This window comes from Streptomyces sp. NPDC048734 (genome assembly GCF_043198675.1).
Lineage (GTDB): Bacteria > Actinomycetota > Actinomycetes > Streptomycetales > Streptomycetaceae > Streptomyces.
Genome location: NZ_JBICUZ010000001.1, coordinates 1,013,488 through 1,035,219, shown reverse-complemented (window position 1 = coordinate 1,035,219; position 21,732 = coordinate 1,013,488). Strand labels below are relative to the sequence as shown.

General features: G+C 71.0%; 18 protein-coding genes. 1 reads left to right on the top strand and 17 read right to left on the bottom strand.

The genetic code is table 11. From position 1 onward, the window contains the following. Positions 1-116: 116 nt before the first annotated feature. From ACGFQC_RS04545 to ACGFQC_RS04525, 5 genes are all read right to left on the bottom strand, one after another. On the bottom strand, positions 117-1,703 hold the full coding sequence (locus tag ACGFQC_RS04545; RefSeq protein ID WP_363087241.1) for a Na+/H+ antiporter: 1,587 nt from the start codon (positions 1,701-1,703) through the stop codon (positions 117-119). Positions 1,704-1,798: 95 nt separating this feature from the next. Beyond that, complete coding sequence (locus tag ACGFQC_RS04540) at positions 1,799-2,278, bottom strand: GNAT family N-acetyltransferase (protein WP_363087240.1); 480 nt, start codon at positions 2,276-2,278, stop codon at positions 1,799-1,801. Next, complete coding sequence (locus tag ACGFQC_RS04535) at positions 2,275-3,219, bottom strand: RluA family pseudouridine synthase (RefSeq protein ID WP_363087239.1); 945 nt, start codon at positions 3,217-3,219, stop codon at positions 2,275-2,277. The genes ACGFQC_RS04540 and ACGFQC_RS04535 overlap by 4 nt, the downstream gene beginning before the upstream one ends. A 42-nt stretch (positions 3,220-3,261) precedes the next feature. Then, positions 3,262-3,903, bottom strand: a complete 642-nt coding sequence (gene lspA / locus ACGFQC_RS04530; protein WP_363087238.1) for a signal peptidase II — start codon at positions 3,901-3,903, stop codon at positions 3,262-3,264. A 68-nt stretch (positions 3,904-3,971) separates the two neighbouring features. After that, positions 3,972-5,015: a TraR/DksA family transcriptional regulator gene (locus tag ACGFQC_RS04525; RefSeq protein ID WP_363087237.1), complete on the bottom strand. Its 1,044-nt coding sequence runs from the start codon at positions 5,013-5,015 to the stop codon at positions 3,972-3,974. A gap of 593 nt (positions 5,016-5,608) precedes the next feature. Here ACGFQC_RS04525 and ileS point away from each other — a divergent pair. Beyond that, the gene (ileS, locus tag ACGFQC_RS04520) at positions 5,609-8,755 is read left to right on the top strand and encodes an isoleucine--tRNA ligase (protein ID WP_363087236.1); all 3,147 of its coding nucleotides are present in this window, start codon (positions 5,609-5,611) and stop codon (positions 8,753-8,755) included. Between the two features lie 204 nt (positions 8,756-8,959). Here the strand turns inward: ileS and ACGFQC_RS04515 are convergent, their stop codons facing one another. From ACGFQC_RS04515 to murF, 12 genes are all read right to left on the bottom strand, one after another. Continuing rightward, positions 8,960-10,237, bottom strand: coding sequence for a DivIVA domain-containing protein (locus ACGFQC_RS04515; protein WP_363087235.1), 1,278 nt, complete (start codon positions 10,235-10,237; stop codon positions 8,960-8,962). 53 nt (positions 10,238-10,290) lie between these two features. Then, positions 10,291-10,575: a YggT family protein gene (locus ACGFQC_RS04510; protein ID WP_363087234.1), complete on the bottom strand. Its 285-nt coding sequence runs from the start codon at positions 10,573-10,575 to the stop codon at positions 10,291-10,293. A gap of 64 nt (positions 10,576-10,639) precedes the next feature. Beyond that, entirely contained in the window at positions 10,640-11,281 is a 642-nt protein-coding gene (gene sepF / locus ACGFQC_RS04505) for a cell division protein SepF (protein WP_363087233.1), read from the bottom strand. A 126-nt stretch (positions 11,282-11,407) separates the two neighbouring features. Beyond that, positions 11,408-12,142 (bottom strand): YggS family pyridoxal phosphate-dependent enzyme, encoded by a 735-nt coding sequence (locus ACGFQC_RS04500; RefSeq protein WP_363087232.1) that lies wholly within the window; start codon positions 12,140-12,142, stop codon positions 11,408-11,410. 5 nt (positions 12,143-12,147) lie between these two features. Then, entirely contained in the window at positions 12,148-12,879 is a 732-nt protein-coding gene (gene pgeF / locus ACGFQC_RS04495; RefSeq protein WP_363087231.1) for a peptidoglycan editing factor PgeF, read from the bottom strand. Next, complete coding sequence (ftsZ, locus tag ACGFQC_RS04490; protein ID WP_363087230.1) at positions 12,876-14,099, bottom strand: cell division protein FtsZ; 1,224 nt, start codon at positions 14,097-14,099, stop codon at positions 12,876-12,878. The genes pgeF and ftsZ overlap by 4 nt, the downstream gene beginning before the upstream one ends. Positions 14,100-14,386: 287 nt before the next feature. After that, positions 14,387-15,181 (bottom strand): FtsQ-type POTRA domain-containing protein, encoded by a 795-nt coding sequence (locus tag ACGFQC_RS04485; protein WP_363087229.1) that lies wholly within the window; start codon positions 15,179-15,181, stop codon positions 14,387-14,389. A 119-nt stretch (positions 15,182-15,300) separates the two neighbouring features. Beyond that, positions 15,301-16,398: an undecaprenyldiphospho-muramoylpentapeptide beta-N-acetylglucosaminyltransferase gene (murG, locus tag ACGFQC_RS04480; protein ID WP_363087228.1), complete on the bottom strand. Its 1,098-nt coding sequence runs from the start codon at positions 16,396-16,398 to the stop codon at positions 15,301-15,303. 6 nt (positions 16,399-16,404) lie between these two features. Then, a complete protein-coding gene (ftsW, locus tag ACGFQC_RS04475) occupies positions 16,405-17,757 on the bottom strand; it encodes a putative lipid II flippase FtsW (RefSeq protein ID WP_363087227.1) in 1,353 nt (450 codons plus the stop codon). A 73-nt stretch (positions 17,758-17,830) separates the two neighbouring features. Next, on the bottom strand, positions 17,831-19,249 hold the full coding sequence (murD, locus tag ACGFQC_RS04470) for a UDP-N-acetylmuramoyl-L-alanine--D-glutamate ligase (RefSeq protein WP_363087226.1): 1,419 nt from the start codon (positions 19,247-19,249) through the stop codon (positions 17,831-17,833). Beyond that, on the bottom strand, positions 19,231-20,304 hold the full coding sequence (gene mraY / locus ACGFQC_RS04465; protein ID WP_363087225.1) for a phospho-N-acetylmuramoyl-pentapeptide-transferase: 1,074 nt from the start codon (positions 20,302-20,304) through the stop codon (positions 19,231-19,233). The genes murD and mraY overlap by 19 nt, the downstream gene beginning before the upstream one ends. After that, positions 20,301-21,731, bottom strand: a complete 1,431-nt coding sequence (gene murF / locus ACGFQC_RS04460) for a UDP-N-acetylmuramoyl-tripeptide--D-alanyl-D-alanine ligase (RefSeq protein ID WP_363087224.1) — start codon at positions 21,729-21,731, stop codon at positions 20,301-20,303. Before murF ends, mraY begins: the two co-directional genes overlap by 4 nt. Position 21,732: the final 1 nt, after the last annotated feature.

Below are 21,732 nucleotides of genomic sequence, written 5' to 3'. Positions count from 1 at the left end.
TCCGTCCGTGCGCGGCCGCCGAAGACGAGCCACCGCGCGCGGGGAGCGCCGCCGGCGAGCGGCGGTACGTCGGGCGCGGCCGAACCCGCCCCCGCCCGACGGGCGCGGGCGGGGCATCACCGCAGGCTGCGCACGTCGAGGTGGCGCAGCACCCGGTCCACGATCTCGGGATCGGCTCCCGGCTCGCTGCGCGCCGCGACCACCTCGTGCCGGGCCGCGCTCAGCATCTCGCCCTGGATCCGCCGCACCCTCTTCAGCCGGCGCACCCGATGCTCGTGCGCCTCCCGCCGCTCGTCCTCGCCCAGGTCCGGGCTGATGCGCAGTCCGATGTCGAGGGCGCGCCGGCCCATCTGCTCGGAGAGCTCCTCCGGCAGCTCCTCCTGGGCCTCGATCTCCCGCAGCCTGCGCTTCGCCGCCTTGGCCGCCCGCACGGCCAGTTCCCTCTCGAACTCCTTCTCGCGGCCGGTGTCGGCCTGCACCCCGAGCCGCTTGACCAGCCACGGCAGGGTCAGCCCCTGGATGACGAGCGTCGCCATGATGACGCCGAAGGCGATGAACACGATCTCGTCCCGGTCCGGGAAGGCGGCCCCCTCGTCGGTCTTCAGCGGAATCGCGAGCGCCAGCGCCACCGAGGCGACCCCGCGCATCCCCGACCACCACATCACGACGGTCTCCCGCCAGGTCATCGGGATGTCCTCGTCGTGGTCCCGCCTGGCGTGCATCCGGCGGGTGAGCCAGGTCGCCGGCAGCAGCCACAGCAGTCGCACGAGGATCACGACGGCCACCACCACCGCGGCCCACCCCAGCATCTCCCCCCACCGTCCGGACGCCGTCCGGATCGCCATGTGCAGTTCCAGGCCGATCAGCCCGAACGCCACCCCGGTCACCAGGGTGTCGATGATGTTCCAGAAGGTGTGCCCGGCCAGACGGGTCATCACGTCGTCGGGATCGGTGGCGTACTCGGCGAGGAACAGCGCGGTGGTGAGCACGGCGAGCACCCCGGACCCGTGGAACTCCTCCGCGAGCACGTAGGAGGCGTACGGCACCAGCAGCGTGAGCCCGATCTGCAGGGTCGCGTCCCCGAGCAGGTCCATGAGCCGGTTCGCCCCCCAGCCGAGCGCCAGCCCGACCGCGACCGCGACGACGGCGGACAGCACGAGGTCGAGAGCCGCCTCCCAGGGTGAGAAGGCCCCGCTGACGACGGCGGCGATGGCCACGTGGTAGAGGACGATGGCGGTGACGTCGTTGAAGAGCCCCTCGCCCTCCAGGATGGACACCAGCCGGCGCGGCAGCCCGAGCTGCCCCGCCACGGCGGTGGCGGCCACCGGGTCCGGCGGCGCGACGAGCGCCCCGAGGGCCACGGCCGCGGCGATCGGCAGGCCGGGGACGATCGCGTGGGCGACGGCGGCCACGCACAGCATCGTGACGAACACCAGCGCCACGGCGAGCAGGAAGATCGGCCGCTTGTTGGCGGTGAACTGCCGCCAGGAGGTGCGCCGTACGGCCGCGTAGAGCAGGGGCGGCAGCAGCAGCGGGAGGATCAGGTCCGGCGGGACGTTCACGTCGGGCACGAAGTCGGCGACCGCGAGCACGATCCCGAGCAGGGTCATCAGGACCGGTGCCGGCAGGTTCCACCGGTCTCCCAGCGGGACGCTCACCACGGCCCCGAGCAACAGGACGAACAACAGGGCCAACTGGTCCACGGTCGGTGCTCCGGGGGCTGAGACGTCACACGGCGGACCTCAAGCCTGCCACGTCACCCCCCGTCACCAGCCCTTTCGGCGCCCCGTTGCCCCGGCTACCGCTGGAGCGCCCGCCGCATCGCGCGGTGCGGGATCCCCGCGTCCGGGAACTCGGGGCCGTACGCCCGGTACCCCAGCCGTTCGTAGAACCCGAGGGCGTGGGTCTGCGCGTGCAGGTCCACGGCCGCGAGTCCACGCGCGTGTGCCGCGTCCTCGATGGCCCGCACCAGCGCGGCCCCCACTCCGAGCCCGCGCGCCTGCCGGGTGACGGCGAGCCGCCCCAGCGACCCGACCGACGGGTCGCCGCCGGTCTTCGCCGCGGCCTCGGCGCCGTACAGCAGCCGCCCGGTCCCGAGTGGTACGCCGTCCTCCCGGACCGCCAGCACGTGCACCGCGCCGGGGTCGTGGGCGTCGTACTCGATGTCCTCGGGAACACCCTGTTCGCCGACGAAGACCTCCTTGCGGACCGCGAAGCAGGCCTCACGGTCGGCGGGGTCCTCGGCGACGCGGATCACGTACGCGCGCGTACCGCTCATCCGTAGGTCTCCTCGCGGACCTGGTCGAGGGCCTGCTGGAGATCGTCCGGGTACTCGCAGGCGAACTCGGCCCACCGGCCGTCCCCGGGGTGCTCGAAGCCCAACCGGACCGCGTGCAGCCACTGCCGGGTCAGTTTCAGCCGCTTGGCGAGCGTCGGGTCGGCGCCGTAGGTCAGGTCGCCGACGCACGGATGGCGGTGGGCGGCCATGTGGACGCGGATCTGGTGCGTGCGGCCGGTCTCCAGCTTGACGTCCAGCAGGGAGGCGGCGCGGAAGGCCTCGATCAGGTCGTAGTGCGTGACGGAGGGCTTTCCCTCGGCGGTGACCGCCCACTTGTAGTCGTGCTGGGGGTGTCGGCCGATGGGGGCGTCGATGGTGCCGCTGGTGGGGTCCGGGTGGCCCTGGACGAGCGTGTGGTAGCGCTTGTCGACCGTGCGCTCCTTGAACTGGCGCTTCAGCGAGGTGTACGCGCGCTCCGACTTGGCGACGACCATCAGCCCGGAGGTGCCCACGTCGAGGCGGTGCACGATGCCCTGGCGCTCGGCGGCGCCGGAGGTGGAGATGCGGTATCCGGCGGCGGCGAGTCCGCCGATGACGGTGGGGCCGCTCCAGCCGGGCGACGGGTGCGCGGCCACGCCGACCGGCTTGACGATCACGACCACGTCCTCGTCGTCGTGCACGATCTCCATGCCCTCGACGGGCTCGGCGACCACCTGCACCGGCGCGGGCGCCTGCGGCATCTCGACCTCGAGCCAGGCCCCGCCGTGCACCCGCTCGGACTTCCCGACCACCGACCCGTCGACCGTGACCTTCCCCGCGGCCGCGAGTTCGGCGGCCTTGGTGCGGGAGAAGCCGAACATGCGGGAGATGACGGCGTCGACACGCTCGCCCTCCAGGCCGTCGGGCACGGGCAGGGTGCGGATCTCGGGAATCGTGCTCACCCGTCGAGTATGCCGGACGGGTCCGGCACCCCCGACACGCGCTCAGTCCTTGTGGACGGTGCCGTCCGGGTCGAGGCCCTTGAAGGACAGCAGGACGATCAGGATGCCGCCGCACACGATCGCCGAGTCGGCCAGGTTGAAGACGGCGAAGTGCTTCGGCGCGATGAAGTCCACCACCGCGCCCTGGAAGACGCCCGGCGCCCGGAAGATCCGGTCGGTGAGGTTGCCGAGCGCACCGCCGAGCAGCAGGCCGAGCGCGATCGCCCAGGGCAGGCTGTAGAGCTTGCGGGCGAGGCGGGCGATGACCACGATCACCGAGGCCGCGATCACCGTGAAGATCACGGTGAAGGCCTCGCCGACGCCGAAGGCGGCGCCCGCGTTGCGGATCGCCTCGAACCGCAGCCAGTCCCCGACGATCTCGATCGGCTGGTGGTGCTCCAGCTTCGCGACCACGATCATCTTGCTGATCAGGTCGACGGCGTACGCGAACGCGGCGACCGTGAACAGCACGGCGATGCGGCGCCTGCCGCGGGGCCCCTGCCCGGCGGCCTGCGCCGCGGTCCCGTCCGCGTCGGGCGACTCGCCCGACGCCGGCTGCCCGGCGTTCTTGCCGGACGGCTCCGGCTCGGCTCCCGCCGCCTCCGGAGTGTCCGGCGTACCGATGATGCGCTCCGCCTCTGCCACGTGAGTCCCTCGACCTAGGTACCTGACTGAGGATCGAGGGTACGGCACGCCTGTCGACGGCCGGGTGATCAGTACCGCCGCTCCTGCTTCTGCTTGCACTCGACGCACAGCGTGGCCCGCGGGAAGGCCTGCATGCGGGCCTTGCCGATGGGATTGCCGCAGTTCTCGCACAGGCCGTAGGTGCCCGCGTCCAGCCGCTCCAGGGCGTGCTCGGTCTGGATGAGCATCTCGCGCGCGTTGGCGGCCAGCGCCAGCTCGTGCTCGCGCGTGATGTTCTTCGTCCCGGTGTCCGCCTGGTCGTCGCCCGCACCGTCCCCCGAGTCCCGCATCAGTCCGACCAGGGCCGCCTCGGACGAGGCCAGTTCGGCGCGCAGCCGGTCCTTCTCTGAGTCCAGTTCGGCGCGGGCCTCCGCGACCTCCTCGGGGGTCCAGGGGTCCTCGCCGGGGCGTACCGCCAGTTCGCCGGGCTCCGTCGCGGCGAACCGCGCCTTGGGAACAGCGGTCTGCGCCGCCGGGGCCGTGTGAGTCTTCTTCGCAACCACCGTCGTGGCTCCCGTCTGCTCCGCGGCCGAGGCCGCGCCCACCTTATTGGCCGTGCTCTTCCTGGGGGTACTCCTGCGGGCGGTCCTCTTCCCGGCCGCGCCGCCCCCGCCGCCGGTACCCTGCGTACCGGCGTCCACCTCACCGACCGCGCCCCGCGGACCGGTTCCCGACCCGCGGGCCGCGCCCTGCCGGGCCCCGGCCGTCCTCCTGCCCGCGGCCGCCCTCTTCGAAGCGGCCTTCTTCCCGGCGGGCTCCTCCTTGACGGGCGTCTCCTCGGCGACCGCCCTCCCCGCGGCCGCCGTCTCCTCCGAGACCCCTGCCGCACTGGACGCCACGGCCTCGGGGGCGGCTGCCGCCTCCGAGGCCGTGGCCTTCTTCTTCGCCGCCGCCTCCTCGGGCGCCGTCTTCGCAGGCACCGCCTTCGCGGCCCGGCTCGCCGGCTTCGCGGCTCCCGCCGTGCCACCGCCCCGCGTGCTCCTCTTCGCACCGACGTCCTTGGCCGCACCGCCGGAGGCGCCGGTGGAACTGCCGGACGCCGACTGCTGTACGGCGGTCTTCTTCGCCACCATGGCCGCGGCCCCTTCACATATTGTGATCTTGCACGCGAATCGTGCTGGGACGATAAATCGACTTGAGTCCCGCGGCAACGGGGCACACCGCCCGATCCGCCCGCCCCTCGCACGTCACACGGCAAGCATGCATCCGTTGTGCCCAGCTCCCCGCCGGGTAATCCGATCAGTCGGCGGTCCGGGAGCCGGAACCCGCGCACCTCCCCGTTCGGGTCATCCGGGACCACCCCCGCCCGCCGCCCGCGAAGCCGGAAAACCGGTCGGCCCCTGTCCGTGCGGCGCCGTACACTGGGCGGAGCGAGAAGCGTGGATGGGGACGAGTAGCGGCGTACGCAGCCCAGAGCGACCCGGGGACGGTGGAAGCCCGGGGGCGAGCGCGACGTGAAGATCACCCCGGAGCCGCCGGAAGAAAGCCGCAGCCCGAGGGCGGCGGCGAGTAGACCCGGCATCGCGACCCCAATGAGGGGGCTCCCCGGAGCGTACGGCGCACCGGAGGGCCAAGGAGGGTGGTACCGCGGGAGCGCGCCGCACACGGCGTGGACAAGGCTCTCGTCCCTCCGACGGAAGGCAGCACATCCGCCGGAGGAAGCTCGTTGAACACGCAGCCGCAGTACCGCCAGGTACCCGCCCAGGTCGACCTGCCCGCCCTCGAGCACGCCGTGCTCGAGTTCTGGCGCGAGCAGAAGATCTTCGCCAAGACCCTGGAGCAGTCCGAGGGCCGCCCCGAATGGGTGTTCTACGAGGGCCCGCCCACCGCCAACGGCATGCCGGGGGCCCACCACATCGAGGCACGCGTCTTCAAGGACGTCTTCCCCCGCTTCCGCACCATGCGCGGTTACCACGTGGGCCGCAAGGCCGGCTGGGACTGCCACGGCCTCCCGGTGGAGCTGGCGGTCGAGAAGGAGCTCGGCTTCACCGGCAAGCGGGACATCGAGGCGTACGGCATCGCGGAGTTCAACGACAAGTGCCGCGCGTCCGTGACCCGGCACACCGACGCGTTCACCGAGCTGACGACCCGCATGGGCTACTGGGTCGACCTGGACGACGCCTACCGGACGATGGACCCCGAGTACATCGAGTCCGTGTGGTGGTCGCTCAAGGAGATCTTCGACAAGGGCCTGCTGGTGCAGGACTACCGCGTGGCCCCCTGGTGCCCGCGCGACGAGACGGGCCTGTCGGACCACGAGCTGGCGCAGGGCTACGAGACGATCGTCGACCCGTCCGTGTACGTCCGCTTCCCGCTCACCTCCGGTCCGCTCGCCGGCGAGGCCGCGCTGCTGATCTGGACGACCACGCCCTGGACGCTGGTCTCCAACACCGCGGTCGCCGCGCACCCCGAGGTCACCTACGTCGTCGCCACCGACGGCCGGGAGAAGCTCGTCGTCGCCGAGCCGCTGCTCGCCAAGGCCCTCGGCGAGGGCTGGGAGAGCACCGGCCAGACCTTCACCGGCGCCGAGATGGAGCGCTGGGCCTACCAACGTCCGTTCGAGCTCGTGGAGTTCCCCGAGCCCGCGCAGTACGTGGTCAACGCCGAGTACGTCACGACCGAGGACGGCACGGGTCTGGTCCACCAGTCCCCCGCCTTCGGCGAGGACGACCTCAAGGTCTGCCGTTCCTACGGCCTGCCCGTCGTCAACCCCGTCCGCCCGGACGGCACCTTCGAGGAGAACGTGCCACTGGTCGGCGGCGTCTTCTTCAAGAAGGCGGACGAGAAGCTCACCGAGGACCTCCAGCAGCGCGGCCTCCTCTTCAAGCACCTGCCGTACGAGCACAGCTACCCGCACTGCTGGCGCTGCCACACCGCGCTGCTCTACTACGCGCAGCCGTCCTGGTACATCCGCACCACGGCCGTCAAGGACCGCCTCCTGGCGGAGAACGAGAAGACCAACTGGTTCCCGGACACCGTCAAGCACGGCCGCTTCGGCGACTGGCTGAACAACAACATCGACTGGGCGCTCTCCCGCAGCCGCTACTGGGGCACCCCGCTGCCCATCTGGCGCTGCGCGGACGGCCACCTCACCGTCGTCGGCTCGCGCGCGGAGCTGACCGAGCTGACCGGCACCGACCAGTCCGAGCTGGACCCGCACCGCCCCTACATCGACGCGGTCACCTTCGACTGCCGCCACGACGGCTGCGGGAAGACGGCCACGCGCGTGCCCGAGGTCATCGACGCCTGGTACGACTCGGGTTCGATGCCCTTCGCGCAGTGGGGCTACCCCTACAAGAACAAGGAACTCTTCGAGTCCCGCTACCCCGCGCAGTTCATCAGCGAGGCCATCGACCAGACCCGCGGCTGGTTCTACACGCTGATGGCGGTCGGCACCCTGGTCTTCGACAGGTCCAGCTACGAGAACGTCGTCTGCCTCGGCCACATCCTCGCCGAGGACGGCCGCAAGATGTCCAAGCACCTGGGCAACATCCTCCAGCCGATCCCGCTGATGGACCAGCACGGCGCCGACGCGGTGCGCTGGTTCATGGCGGCCGGCGGCTCCCCCTGGGCGGCCCGCCGCGTCGGCCACGGCACCATCCAGGAGGTGGTGCGCAAGACGCTCCTCACCTACTGGAACACGGTCGCCTTCCAGGCCCTGTACGCCCGCACGTCCGGCTGGGCCCCGTCCGGCGCCGACCCGGCCCCCGCCGACCGCACCGTCCTCGACCGCTGGCTGCTGTCCGAACTCCACGCGCTCACCGACCAGGTGACCCAGTCCCTGGAGGCCTACGACACCCAGCGCGCCGGCAAGCTCCTCTCGGCGTTCGTCGACGACCTGTCCAACTGGTACGTACGCCGCTCCCGCCGCCGCTTCTGGCAGGGCGACAAGGCCGCGCTGCGCACCCTGCACGAGGTCGTCGAGACGGTCACGAAGCTGATGGCCCCGCTGACCCCGTTCATCACCGAGCGGGTCTGGCAGGACCTGGTCGTGCCGGTCTCCCCCGACGCCCCCGAGTCGGTGCATCTGGCGTCCTGGCCGGAGGCGGACCTCTCCGCGATCGACCCGGAGCTGTCGCGGCAGATGGCCCTGGTGCGCCGCCTGGTCGAGCTGGGCCGTGCCACGCGCGCCGAGTCCGGCGTGAAGACGCGCCAGCCGCTGCGCCGGGCGCTCATCGCGGCCACGGGCTTCGACGCGCTCTCCCCCGAACTGCACGCGCAGATCACGGAGGAGCTGAACGTCGAGTCGCTGGCGTCGCTCGCCGAGGTCGGCGGCAGCCTCGTCGACACGACCGCCAAGGCCAACTTCCGCGCCCTGGGCAAGCGGTTCGGCAAGCGCGTCCAGGACGTGGCCAAGGCCGTGGCGAACGCCGACGCGGCCGCGCTCTCCCTCGCCCTGCGCGAGGGCACGGCGTCGGTGGAGGTCGACGGCGAGACGGTCACCCTCGCCCCGGACGAGGTGATCATCACGGAGACCCCGCGCGAGGGCTGGTCGGTGGCGTCCGACTCGGGCGCGACGGTCGCCCTCGATCTGGAGATCACCGAGGAGCTGCGCCGTGCCGGCCTGGCCCGGGACGCGATCCGCCTGATCCAGGAGGCCCGCAAGAACAGCGGCCTCGACGTCGCCGACCGCATCGCGCTCCGCTGGACCGCGACCGACCCGGCCACCGTCGACGCGCTGACCGGCCACTCGGCCCTGATCGCCGACGAGGTCCTCGCCACCGACTTCGCCCAGGGCGGGGCGGACGACACCTACGGCGCCCCGTTCACGGACGAGGGCCTGACCCTGACGTTCCGCCTGCGCAAGGCGTAACGCCTCCGGCGCCGACGAGGGCCCGGTCTCCCCCTGGGGAAGACCGGGCCCTTCCGCATGCCCGGCGTCACCGCAGGCTGCCGCCCGCCCTCTCGGCATGCGTGGGCCGGCCCCGCAACACGCGTAAACAGGGCGGGGCCCCGGAAAGGAATCCGGGGCCCCGCCCTGTGAACGCTGCCGACGCCTAAGGCGTGGTGTCGGCCGTCAGTTGTCGTCCTCGTCGATGAGGAAGCCGCGCATCGGCGAGGGAGCCTGCCCCATCGGGGAGGGGCCCTGCGGACGCACCGGTGCCATCGGCTGGGTCATCGCCGGGGACATCTGCTGCTGACCGCCGTAGGACGGGCCGGTCTGGCTCGGTCCGCCCATGCCCGAGGTGCCGCCGCCGTAGGACGGCGCGCTCGCGCCGGCCGGAGCCATCGAAGGCGACGGGGACGGCGGCAGGGAGGCCGCGGCCGGGGTACGCGGCGGGGCGAGGGAGTCGTCGGCCTGGGTCTCCAGCTGACGCAGCTGGGACTCGAGGTACGACTTCAGGCGCGTGCGGTACTCGCGCTCGAAGCCGCGCAGGTCCTCGACCTTGCGCTCCAGCGTGGCGCGGGCGGACTCCAGGGAGCCCATCGCGACGCGGTGCTTCTCCTGCGCGTCCCGCTCCAGGGCGTCGGCCTTGGCACGGGCGTCGCGCTCGAGACCCTCGGCACGCGAACGCGCCTCACCGACGATCTTGTTGGCCTCGGAACGGGCCTCGGCGATCGCCTGGTCGGCGGTCTGCTGGGCCAGCGAGAGGACACGGGCGGCGCTGTCGCCACCGGGGCCCTGACCGGGACCGCCCATGGGGCCGCCCATCTGCTGCTGCATGGGGTGGCCGCCCATGGGGCCCTGGCCCATCGGACCCTGCCCCATCTGCCCCTGTCCCATGGGGCCCTGGCCCATCTGGCCGGGACCCATCTGCCCCTGACCCATGGGGCCCTGGCCCATCTGGCCGGGACCCATCTGCCCCTGACCCATGGGGCCCTGGCCCATCTGGCCGGGACCCTGCTGACCGCTCTGACCACCGCCGGGGCCGGCGGGCAGCTGCGGGGCACCGCTCGGCAGCTGGGGCGGACCACCCATGGGGCCACCCATCTGCTGCTGCGGCGGGCCCGATATGCCGGCGGGCACCGGACCGCCGCGCATACCCTGCGGCATCCCCTGCTGCGGCATCCCCTGCTGGGGCATACCCTGCTGAGGCATACCCTGCTGCTGCGGGGGCATCCCCTGCTGCTGGTCCTGCTGCTCCGGAGGCTTGCGCATGTTCTGCTGGTTCTGGGCAGCAGCACGCGTGGCGGCGGCCAGCTTGGCGCGCAGGTCCTCGTTCTCCCGCAGCAGGCGGGTCAGTTCGGCTTCGACCTCGTCGAGGAAGGCATCGACCTCGTCCTCGTCATAGCCTTCTCGGAGGCGGACGGTCGTGAACTGCTTGTTCCGCACGTCCTCGGGGGTCAACGGCATCTCTTCACCTCAACGTAGTCGTCGGCATTCGGCAAGACGGTAGTTCACATCGCTCACAGCCGGACCACGATCGAGATCAGGATGTAGACGATGATCATCAGTACGAAGAAGGACAGGTCGAGCGCCACGCCCCCGAGACGCAACGGCGGGATCACCCGCCGCAGAAGCTTGAGCGGTGGATCGGTGACAGTGTAGGTGGCCTCCAGAACGACCACCATCGCCTTGCCGGGCTGCCATGAGCGGGCGAACTGGAAGACGTAGTCCATGACCAACCGGAAGATGAGCACGATGAGGAAGACCATCAGCGCGATGTAGACGACATCCAGGACCACGCTCATGTTCGGTGCTTCCCTCTCCCCTGCTTACGTGCTCTCTCGTCACTGCTTGTTCCGGTCGTGCGTCTCAGCTCTGGTTGAAGAACCCGCCCTCTGCGATGCGGGCCTTGTCCTCCGCCGTGACATCGACGTTAGCAGGCGACAACAGGAACACCTTCTGCGTCACCCGCTCGATGCTGCCGTGAAGACCAAACACCAGACCGGCCGCAAAGTCGACAAGTCGCTTCGCGTCTGTGTCATCCATCTCAGTCAGATTCATGATCACCGGGGTGCCCTCACGGAAGTGTTCCCCGATGGTACGGGCCTCGTTGTAGGTCCGGGGGTGGAGCGTGGTGATCCGGTACGGCTCTCGTTCGGACACGACCTTGGGCATGATCACCGGCGCGTTCTTCTCCAGGGACTGACGTTCTTGTGTGATGGATGCCACGGGCGCGATCCGCGCCGGACGCCCGGATTCCGCGCCTGGCGAAACGGATCTGGCCACCGGCTCGCGCGGCACGGGCGGTTGAGTGATTCGCACCTCTTCGTCCCTTTGGGACTGATGTGCTCCATGTGACTGGTGTGACGGCTCGTGCCGTCGGTGGTCACGCTCGGGCTCAGGGTCGAGCTCGGGTTCGAAGTCGTCGTCGGGGTCGAAACCCCGGCCGTCGTACCCATCGTCCTCCACGAGGCCGAGGTAGACCGCCATCTTGCGCATCGCGCCGGCCATGCTCTGAGTCCTCCGCTCTGTGGTGGATCCGCTGACGACTGCCAAGTCCCGCGATCCACGTGGCCCTTGTGCCGCCTTCGGCGGTAATGACCATATTTTCTGCTGTGGTCCGACTTCCTGGCGACGTTACCCGAGCCCGGGACGGACTCCGAGTACCGCGGTGCCGACGCGTACATGTGTCGCTCCGGCCGCCACGGCCTGTTCGAGGTCCGCGCTCATCCCTGCCGAGACCATGTTCGCAGCAGGATGGGTTCGGCGCAGGTCAGTCGACAAATCCATCAACCGGTCGAACGCCGCCCGTTGACGTCCGGCGTACTTCCCGGTCAGAGGTGCGACCGTCATCAGCCCGCCGAGCCGGAGCCCCGGAGCGCCCGCCACGAGGTCGGCCAACTCCGCGATCCCGCCGGGCGCGACACCGCCCCGCTCCCCCCGCGCGCCCCCTCCCGCCGAGGGCTCCCCCGCGTCGAGCGCGACCTGGATGAGGCAGCCGACCTCGCGCCCGACGCGCTCGGCCTCCTTCGACAGGGCCGCGACCAGGCGGGCCCGGTCCACGGACTGCACGACATCCGCGTAACCGACCACAGAACGAACCTTGTTGGTCTGCAATTGCCCTACGAAGTGCCAGGAAAGGGGCAGATCCGAGCAGGCGGCGGCTTTGGGCGCGGCGTCCTGGTCACGGTTCTCGGCGACGTGCCGCACGCCCAGTTCCGACAGTGCCCGCACGTCGCTCGCCGGGTAGGTCTTGGTGACCACGATCAGGGTCACCTCCTCCCGCGCGCGCCCGGCCGCCGCGCACGCGGCCGTGATGCGCTGTTCCACCTTCGCCAGATTTCCGGCGAGTTCTTCCTTGCGGTCCGTCATGTCCATCAGTCCAGCCAGACATATGCCGCGAGTCGCCCTGTGGTGCGATCGCGGCGGTACGAGAAGTGGTCCTGCGACTCGCGCGTGCACACCGGCGACCGCTCCCGGTCGTGCACCCCGAGCCGGTCGAGCTGCGCGTGCACCCCGGCGGTCACGTCGACCGCGGGAGTGCCCCAGCTCGTCTCGGCGTACGCGGCCGGCTCGACGGCGGCCACCTCGGCCCGCATCGCCTCCGGCACCTCGTAGCACCGGCCGCAGACGGCCGGCCCGGTGCGCGCGACGATCCGGGAGGGCTCGGCACCGAGTCCGACCATGGCCCGTACGGCGGCGGGGACGATCCCCGCGACCATCCCGGGCCGGCCGGCGTGGGCCGCGGCCGCGACACCGGCGACCGGGTCGGCCAGCAGGACGGGCGTGCAGTCGGCGGTGAGGACGGCGAGCGCGAGCCCCCGCTCCCGGGTGACGATCGCGTCGACCTCGGGCACCGGGCTCCCCACGCCCCAGGGACCGTCGACGACGGCGACGTCCGCGCCGTGCACCTGGTTCATCCAGACGACCCGGTCCGCCTCGAGACCCAGCGACTTGGCCGCCGACTCCCGGTTGGTCCGTACGGCCTCGGGGTCGTCGCCGACCGCGCCGCCGAGGTTGAGCTCCTCATACGGAGCGGCGCTCACCCCGCCCCACCGGTCGGTGAAGGCGAAGTGCGCGCCGCTCGCGTGTCCGCGCTGTCCTATCACTTCAGGAAGTCCGGCACGTCCAGTTCCTCGGCCGCGCTGTCCGAGTAGCTGCGCGACGGCGGCACCGGCGGGGCGACCGGGATGTCGGCCACCGGCTCGGGCGCCGGCTCCGGCTCCTCCTTCGGGGTCACGCTGCCGAGCGAGCCGAAGGTCGGCCGGCTCTCCGGCTGCCGTACCGGAGCGGGCTCCTCGCGGCGGTGCGATGACGAGGCCGAGGACGGCGACGAGGAGCCGGAGGCCGAGCCGAGGACGTTGTCCCGGCGGGCCGGGGGCTGGCCCCCGTCGAAGCCGGCCGCGATCACGGTGACCCGGACCTCGTCGCCGAGCGCGTCGTCGATGACGGCGCCGAAGATGATGTTGGCCTCGGGATGGGCGGCCTCGCTGACCAGCTGGGCGGCCTCGTTGATCTCGAACAGGCCGAGGTCGGAGCCGCCGGAGATGGACAGGAGCACACCCCGGGCGCCGTCGATGGACGCCTCGAGCAGCGGCGAGGAGATCGCCATCTCGGCGGCGGCCACCGCGCGGTCGTCGCCGCGGGCCGAGCCGATGCCCATGAGGGCCGAACCCGCCTCGGACATGACCGACTTGACGTCGGCGAAGTCGAGGTTGATCAGACCCGGCGTGGTGATGAGGTCGGTGATGCCCTGGACACCGGAGAGCAGGACCTGGTCCGCCGACTTGAACGCGTCGAGGACGGAGACCTGGCGGTCCGAGATGGACAGCAGCCGGTCGTTGGGGATGACGATGAGGGTGTCGACCTCTTCACGGAGTTCGGCGATGCCGTCCTCGGCCTGGTTCGCACGGCGCCGTCCCTCGAAGGTGAACGGGCGCGTGACCACGCCGATGGTCAGGGCGCCGAGGGAGCGCGCGATGTTGGCCACGACGGGTGCGCCGCCGGTGCCGGTGCCACCGCCTTCGCCGGCGGTCACGAAGACCATGTCGGCCCCCTTGAGGACCTCCTCGATCTCCTCGCGGTGGTCCTCGGCGGCCTTGCGGCCGACGGCCGGGTTGGCTCCGGCGCCGAGTCCGCGGGTGAGTTCGCGGCCGACGTCGAGTTTGACGTCGGCGTCGCTCATCAACAGCGCCTGGGCGTCCGTGTTGATGGCGATGAACTCGACACCCTTGAGACCGACCTCGATCATCCGGTTGATGGCATTGACACCACCGCCGCCGACACCGATGACTTTGATGACTGCGAGGTAGTTCTGCGGTGCTGCCACGTCGAAGGCCTCTCGCCTCGAGTTACGTGTCGCTGGTTCGCGAGACGCTCTGCGCTCCACGATCCGGCGACTGATGCCGAATGGGACGGTCCGTTTCGCCGACCCGAACCCTAACGCTGAAGTTTAGGGTTACCAGTGTGCCTGTTCCTTGAAGTCTTCTGAACAGGACACTAAGTCGACAAGTGGCGCCCGTTCAACGAACACGCCGAACCTCCCGTTTTTCTTTTCACCCTATGTGATCAGCCATGTCGCTGCCCAACCAGGGTGCTGGCCTGCGCTGATGTGCGTCAACTCCCCGCTGACGCAGGGGCCGTGGGGACACTCACATCGAAGTGCCGTGCGTCCGGAGAGGCTTTCATCAGGGCGAGGATGGTACGGCCCTTCGCCGCTCCGTCCTCGGCGCTGCCCCACGCGACGGTGCGGCCACCGCTCAACTCCAGCGAGATGTCGTCGTAGGAACGGACCTTGACGACACGGGCGGCCCGGGCGACCGCGGGCGGCAGGGCGCCGGCGGTCCGCACCGCCTCGCGGACGAGGCGGTCCTCGCCGAAGCGGCGCAGACTCGCGGCGGCCGAACTCGACGGGGCGAGTTCCACTTCCAGCAACGGAACACCCTTCGGCGCCCGGGAAACGGTGGCGAAACGGACACCTCCGTCGTCCACTTCGATGAATTTCCGCCCTTTTTGGACAAGCAGGACGGGCGTACGCTCGGTCACCTTCAGACCGATTCCGTCGGGCCAGGAACGCGTCACGGCAACCGAGTCGATTCGGCGCAGTTTCTCCCTCAGCCGCTCCTCGATCGCACCGGTGTCGACGGAGACCAGCGGCGACCCGACGGGGACGGCGGCGACCTCGCGGACCTGGGCCGGCGTCAGAACCGCCGTGCCGGAGACGGAGACCCGCTCCACGCGCAGCCACTGGGAACCGTACAGCAGCCAGCCGACGCCGGCGCCGAGCAGGACGACCGCGAGCGCGATGATGACGATCACACGAAGTCGGCGCGGGCCGAGCCGCCGGACGAGGGGCGGGCCCGACGACTCCTGCTGGCGTGCACCGCGCTCGGCGGTGGCGGATCCGGCCACGCGCCCTCCCTTTCCTGGCCCGGTTCACCTCCGGGGCGCCGCGGTCGGCGCCGGACGGCAGGGGATCCCTGACCGCTCGGCGCCGACGCGCCCCTTCGGCTCACTCGCCGATGCGTTTCCTAGTGGTGTGCACGGCCGGCGGCGATCGCCTCGTACACCATGCCGACGAGCAGGTCGTCGGCGTCCCGGCGGCCGAACTCACCGGCGGCGCGGGACATCTCGTACAGCCGGTGCGGGTCGGCCAGCACCGGCAGGACGTTCTCCCGGATCCACTCCGGGGTCAGTTCCGCGTCGTCGACCAGGAGGCCGCCGCCGGCCTTGACGACCGGCTGGGCGTTCAGCCGCTGTTCGCCGTTGCCGATGGGCAGCGGGACGTAGGCGGCGGGGAGCCCGACGGCGGAGAGTTCGGCGACGGTCATGGCGCCCGCGCGGCAGAGCATCATGTCGGCCGCGGCGTACGCGAGATCCATCCGGTCCACGTACGGTACCGGGATGTACGGGGGCATTCCCGGCATCTGCTGGACCTGCGGCAGTTCGTTCTTCGGGCCGACCGCGTGCAGGACCTGGATGCCGGCCTGCTGGAGCCACGGGGCGACCTGCTGGACCACCTCGTTGAGGCGGCGGGCGCCCTGCGAGCCGCCGGAGACGAGCAGCGTCGGCAGGTTCGGGTCGAGCCCGAAGGCGTGCCGCGCCTCGGGGCGCACGGCGGCCCGGTCCAGCGTGGCGATGGAACGACGCAGCGGGATGCCGATGTAGCGGGCGTCGCGAAGCTTGCTGTCGGGCGTGGAGACGGCGACGCGGGCGGCGTACCGCGAGCCGATCTTGTTGGCCAGGCCCGGGCGGGCGTTGGCCTCGTGGATGACGATCGGCACGCCCCGGCGCTTGGCGGCCAGGTAGGCGGGCAGCGCCACGTATCCGCCGAAGCCCACGACCACGTCGGCCTTGGTGCGCTCCAGGATCTGCTCGGTCGCCTTGATCGTGCCGCGCAGCCGGCCCGGGACGGTGATCAGCTCGGGGGTCGGCTTGCGCGGCAGCGGCACCGCGGGGATCAGCGCCAGCTCGTAACCCCGCTGGGGTACGAGCGTGGTCTCCAGACCGCGCTCCGTGCCCAGGGCCGTGATCCCCACCGAGGGGTCCTGCCTGCGCAGGGCGTCCGCGAGGGCGAGCGCGGGCTCGATGTGGCCGGCGGTCCCCCCACCAGCGAGTACGACATGCACCGAAATTCACCGCTCTCCGGACGTGCGCGCCGCCGAGGCACGCCGTCGCATCGTGTTCCATCTCCGGGGCCCCGTGAAACCCCCGGCTCCCCGCTTTCTACCAAAGCGGGAAGGCCGCATCGCAAGCGCCGCCCGCGCAGCGGGCTCGTCGCGTGCGAAGGCGATCATCAACCCGATGGCGAACATGGTCGGCAGCAGGGCGGATCCTCCGTAGGAGAACAGCGGGAGGGGGACACCGGCGATCGGCAGCAGGCCGAGTACCGCACCGATGTTGATCACGGCCTGGGCCGTGATCCAGGTGGTCACGCCTCCCGCGGCATACCTGACGAAGGGGTCCTCCGTGCGTCCGGCCACGCGGATACCCGCATAGCCTAGAGCCGCGAACAGGGCGAGCACCGACAGCGTCCCCGCGAGACCCAGTTCCTCGCCGGTGACGGCGAAGATGAAGTCGGTGTGCGCCTCGGGGAGTTGTCCCCATTTCTCCACGCTCGCACCGAGCCCGGAGCCGAAGATGCCGCCCGAGGCGAGGGCGTAGATCCCGTGCACGGCCTGCCAGCAGTCGGCCGCCCCGGACTTCGGTTCGGTGGCGCCGATGCAGGCGAGCCGGGCCATGCGGTTCGGGCTGGTCTTGATGAGGATCACGCCGATCAGGGCGGCGATCGAGAGCACGCCGGCGAAGAGGCGGGTGGGCGCGCCCGCCAGCCACAGCAGGCCGAACAGGATGGCCGTGAGGATGATCGCCGTCCCCATGTCGCCGCCGAGCATGATCAGTCCGAGCAGCATGAACGCCACCGGCACGAGCGGCACCAGCAGGTGCTTCCACTGGCTCAGCAGCGTCCTGTCCTGTTTGCGGGCCAGCAGGTCGGCGCCCCACAGCACCAGCGCGAGCTTGCCGAACTCGCTGGGCTGGATCTGGAACGAGCCGCCGAGCGAGATCCAGTTCTGGTTGCCGTTGACCGCCATCCCTATCCCCGGCACCTGCACCAGGATCATCAGGAAGACGGCGCCCGCGAGGATCGGATAGGCCAGTGCCCGGTGCAGTTTCACCGGCATCCGGGAGGCGGCCAGCATCAGCAGTCCGCCGATGGCGGCGGCGAGGAACTGCTTGCGGAAGAAGAACGAGCCCGGCAACGACATCTGCAACGCGGTGATCTGCGAGGCCGAGTAGACCATCACCAGACCCAGCACGGTGATCAGCAGGCTGCCGCCGAGGATCAGGTAGTAGGCGGTGAGCGGCCGGTCCCAGGCCCTGCGGGCACGCGTGTAGAGCCGCAGCGCCGGGTTGTCGCGCGGCGGCCTGGCGGCAGGTCTGCGGACGGCCCGCTGGACGGGCGGCCGCCCGGTACGGCTAGCGGGCACCGCAGCCTCCGGTGAACGTCGGCCTCGACGGTCGCACTCGTCCCTCCCAAGGTCCGCCCGGCAGGCGGCCGGGTCAGGCGCCGAGTTCGCGAACGGCCTCCGCGAACGCGTCACCGCGCTGGTTGTAGTTGACGAACATGTCCATGGAGGCGCAGGCCGGGGCGAGCAGTACCGTGTCGCCCTCGACGGCGAGTCCGCGGGCCTCCTGGACAGCCGCGAGCATCGCCCCAGTGTCGGTCCGGTCGAGCTCGACGACCGGTACCTGCGGGGCGTGTCGCGTGAGGGCTTCACGGATCAGGGCGCGGTCGGCGCCGATGAGCACGACCCCGCGCAGCCGCTTCGCCGACCGCGTGACCAGCTCGTCGAAGGTCGCCCCCTTGGCGAGGCCGCCCGCGATCCACACGATCGACTCGTACGCCGCCAACGAGGCTTGCGCGGCGTGGGTGTTGGTGGCCTTGGAGTCGTCGACGTACGCGACGCCGTCCAGGTCCGCCACGTGGGCGATCCGGTGGGCGTCGGGTGTGAAGGCCCGCAACCCGTCCCGTACGGCCGTGGCGGGCACCCCGAAGGCGCGCGCGAGGGCCGCCGCGGCAAGGGCGTTGGCGATGTTGTGCGGCGCGGGAGGGGTGACGTCGGAGACCTCGGCCAGCTCCTGGGCGTTCTTCTGCCGGTTCTCGACGAAGGCGCGGTCGACCAGGATGCCGTCCACGACGCCGAGTTGGGACGGGCCGGGAGTGCCCAGCGTGAAGCCGACGGCCCGGCAGCCCTCCTCGACGTCCGCCTCGCGCACCAGGTCCTCGGTGGCCTTGTCGGCCACGTTGTAGACGCAGGCGACCCGATTTCCCTCGTACACACGGCCCTTGTCCCTGGCGTACGCCTCCATGGAGCCGTGCCAGTCGAGGTGGTCCGGGGCCAGGTTGAGCACGGTGGCCGAGTGGGCGCGCAGGGAGGGCGCCCAGTGCAGCTGGTAGCTGGAGAGTTCCACGGCGAGGACGTCGTGGCGCTCCTCGCCGAGGACCGTGTCCAGCAGCGAGACGCCGATGTTGCCGACGGCCGCCGTGCGCAGGCCGGCCGCCGTCAGGATCGACGCCAGCATCTGGGTGGTGGTGGTCTTGCCGTTGGTGCCGGTGACGCAGAGCCAGGGGGCCGCGTCGGGCCCCCTGAGCCGCCAGGCGAGTTCGACGTCGCCCCACACCGGCACACCGGCCGCGGCGGCCGCCGTGAACAGCGGCTTGTCCGGCTTCCAGCCGGGCGCGGTGACGATCAGTTCGGTGTCCTCGGGCAGGGTCGCCCCGTCGCCGAGGCGCACGGTGACGCCCAGCTCCAGCAGCTCCGCGGCCTGCTCACGCGCGTGTGCGTCGTCGCCGTCGTTGACGACGGTGACGTGCGCGCCGAGGCCGTGCAGCACCTTGGCCGCCGGGATGCCGGAGACTCCGAGTCCGGCGACGGTGACGTTCTTCCCCTGCCAGTCGGTCACTTTTCTGCTGCCCATCCCGCGTAGAAGAGACCCAGTCCGACGATCACGCAGATGCCCTGGATGATCCAGAAGCGGACCACGACGAGGACTTCGGACCAGCCCTTGAGTTCGAAGTGGTGCTGGAGCGGCGCCATCCGGAAGACGCGCTTGCCGGTCATCCGGAAGGAGCCGACCTGGATGACCACCGACATGGTGATGAGGACGAACAGCCCGCCCAGGATGGCCATCAGCAGTTCGGTGCGGGAGCAGATCGCGAGACCGGCGAGCACACCGCCGAGCGCCAGCGAACCGGTGTCGCCCATGAAGATCTTGGCCGGCGAGGTGTTCCACCACAGGAAGCCGAGGCAGGCGCCCATCAGCGCGGAGGCGATGACCGCGAGGTCCAGCGGATCGCGCACCTCGTAGCAGGCGCTGGGGTTGGTCAGGGTCTCGCCGTTGGCGCAGGACTCCTGGAACTGCCAGACGCCGATGAAGGTGTAGGCGCCGAAGACCAGGACGGAGGCACCGGTGGCGAGGCCGTCCAGACCGTCCGTCAGGTTCACGCCGTTGGACATCGCGAGGATCATGAACAGCGCCCAGACGACGAACAGCACCGGGCCGATCGTCCAGCCGAAGTCCGTGATGAACGACAGCTTCGTGGAGGCCGGGGTGTTGCCGCGCTGGTCGGAGAACTGGAGCGAGAGCACCGCGAAGGCGATGCCGACGATCAGCTGGCCGGCCATCTTCGCCTTGGCCCGCAGACCCAGCGAACGCCGCTTGACGATCTTGATGTAGTCGTCGAGGAAGCCGACCAGACCCATGCCGCACATCAGGCCGAGCACCAGCAGACCGGAGTAGGTCGGCGGCTTGCCCGTGATGACCTTGGACAGGAAGTACGCCGCGACCGTCGCCAGGATGAAGGCGATGCCGCCCATGGTCGGCGTACCGCGCTTGCTGGCGTGCTCGCGCGGGCCGTCGTCGCGGATGTACTGGCCGTACCCCTTGCGTGCGAGCAGCTTGATCAGCAGCGGGGTGCCGACCAGCGTCAGGAAGAGGCCGATGACGCCCGCGAACAGGATCTGATTCATCATCGGGCGGCGACCTCACCCTCGGCACCGGTCTCGAGCAGCGCCTGCGCGACACTCTCCAGTCCGACCGAACGGGACGCCTTCACGAGTACGACGTCCCCCGGGCGCAACTCGCTGCGCAACAGGTCGACAGCCGCCTGTGCGTCGGACACGTGCACCGACTCCTCACCCCACGAACCCTCGTTGTATGCGCCCAGTTGCAGCCAGGCGGCTTCCCTGCCCCCGACCGCGACGAGCTTGCCGACATTGAGCCGGACGGCGAGCCGTCCGACCGCGTCGTGCTCGGCGAGCGCCTCGTCCCCCAGCTCGGCCATCTTGCCGAGCACCGCCCACGTGCGGCCCCCCTTCGCCTGTGAGGCTCTGCCCATTGCGGCGAGCGCGCGCAGGGCGGCTCGCATGGACTCGGGGTTCGCGTTGTAGGCGTCGTTGACGATCGTCACGCCGTCCGGGCGCTCGGTGACCTCCATCCGCCAGCGGGAGAGGGAGTCCGCCTCGGAGAGCGCGGTGGCGATCTCTTCCGCGGACATACCCAGCTCATGGGCGACGGCGGCCGCGGCGAGCGCGTTCGACACGTGGTGCTCACCGTACAGGCGCATGGTCACATCGCTTGCACCGGAGGGTGTGTGAAGCCTGAAGGCGGGCTGTCCGGTGTCCGTGAGTCTCACGTTCTCGGCCCGTACGTCCGCTTCGTCGGACTCTCCGAAAAGGACCACCTTCGCCTTCGTACGGGAGGCCATGGCGCGGACCAGGGGGTCGTCGGCGTTGAGGACCGCCACACCGCCCTCGCTCGCGGACGGGAGGCTCTCGACGAGTTCGCCCTTCGCCCGGGCGATCTGCTCGCGGCCGCCGAACTCGCCGATGTGGGCGGTGCCGACGTTGAGCACGAGGCCGATCCTCGGCGGCGTCAGACCGGCGAGGTAGCGGATGTGGCCGATGCCGCGGGCGCCCATCTCCAGGACGAGGAACCGGGTCTCCTCGGTGGCGGACAGCGCGGTCAGCGGCAACCCGATCTCGTTGTTGAGCGAGCCGGGCGTGAACACCGTCGGCGCCTTGCGCCGCAGGACCTGGGCGATGAGGTCCTTGGTGCTGGTCTTGCCGGCCGAGCCGGTGAGGGCGACGAGGGTCGTGCCGAGCCTGCCCACGACGTGCCGGGCGAGGGCGCCGAGCGCCGCCTGGACGTCGTCCACGACGATCGCGGGCACGCCGACGGGCCGCGAGGCCAGTACGGCCGCCGCGCCCGCCTCGACGACCGCCCGCGCGTAGTCGTGGCCGTCCGCCCGTTCACCGACGAAGGCGACGAAGAGGCTGCCGGGTTCCACCTCGCGGGAGTCCCGGACGACGGGTCCGGTGACCTGCGCGGACGGATCAGGTATGTCGTACGTCTGCCCGCCGACGACTGCTGCGATCTCGGCGAGGGAGAGGGCGATCACA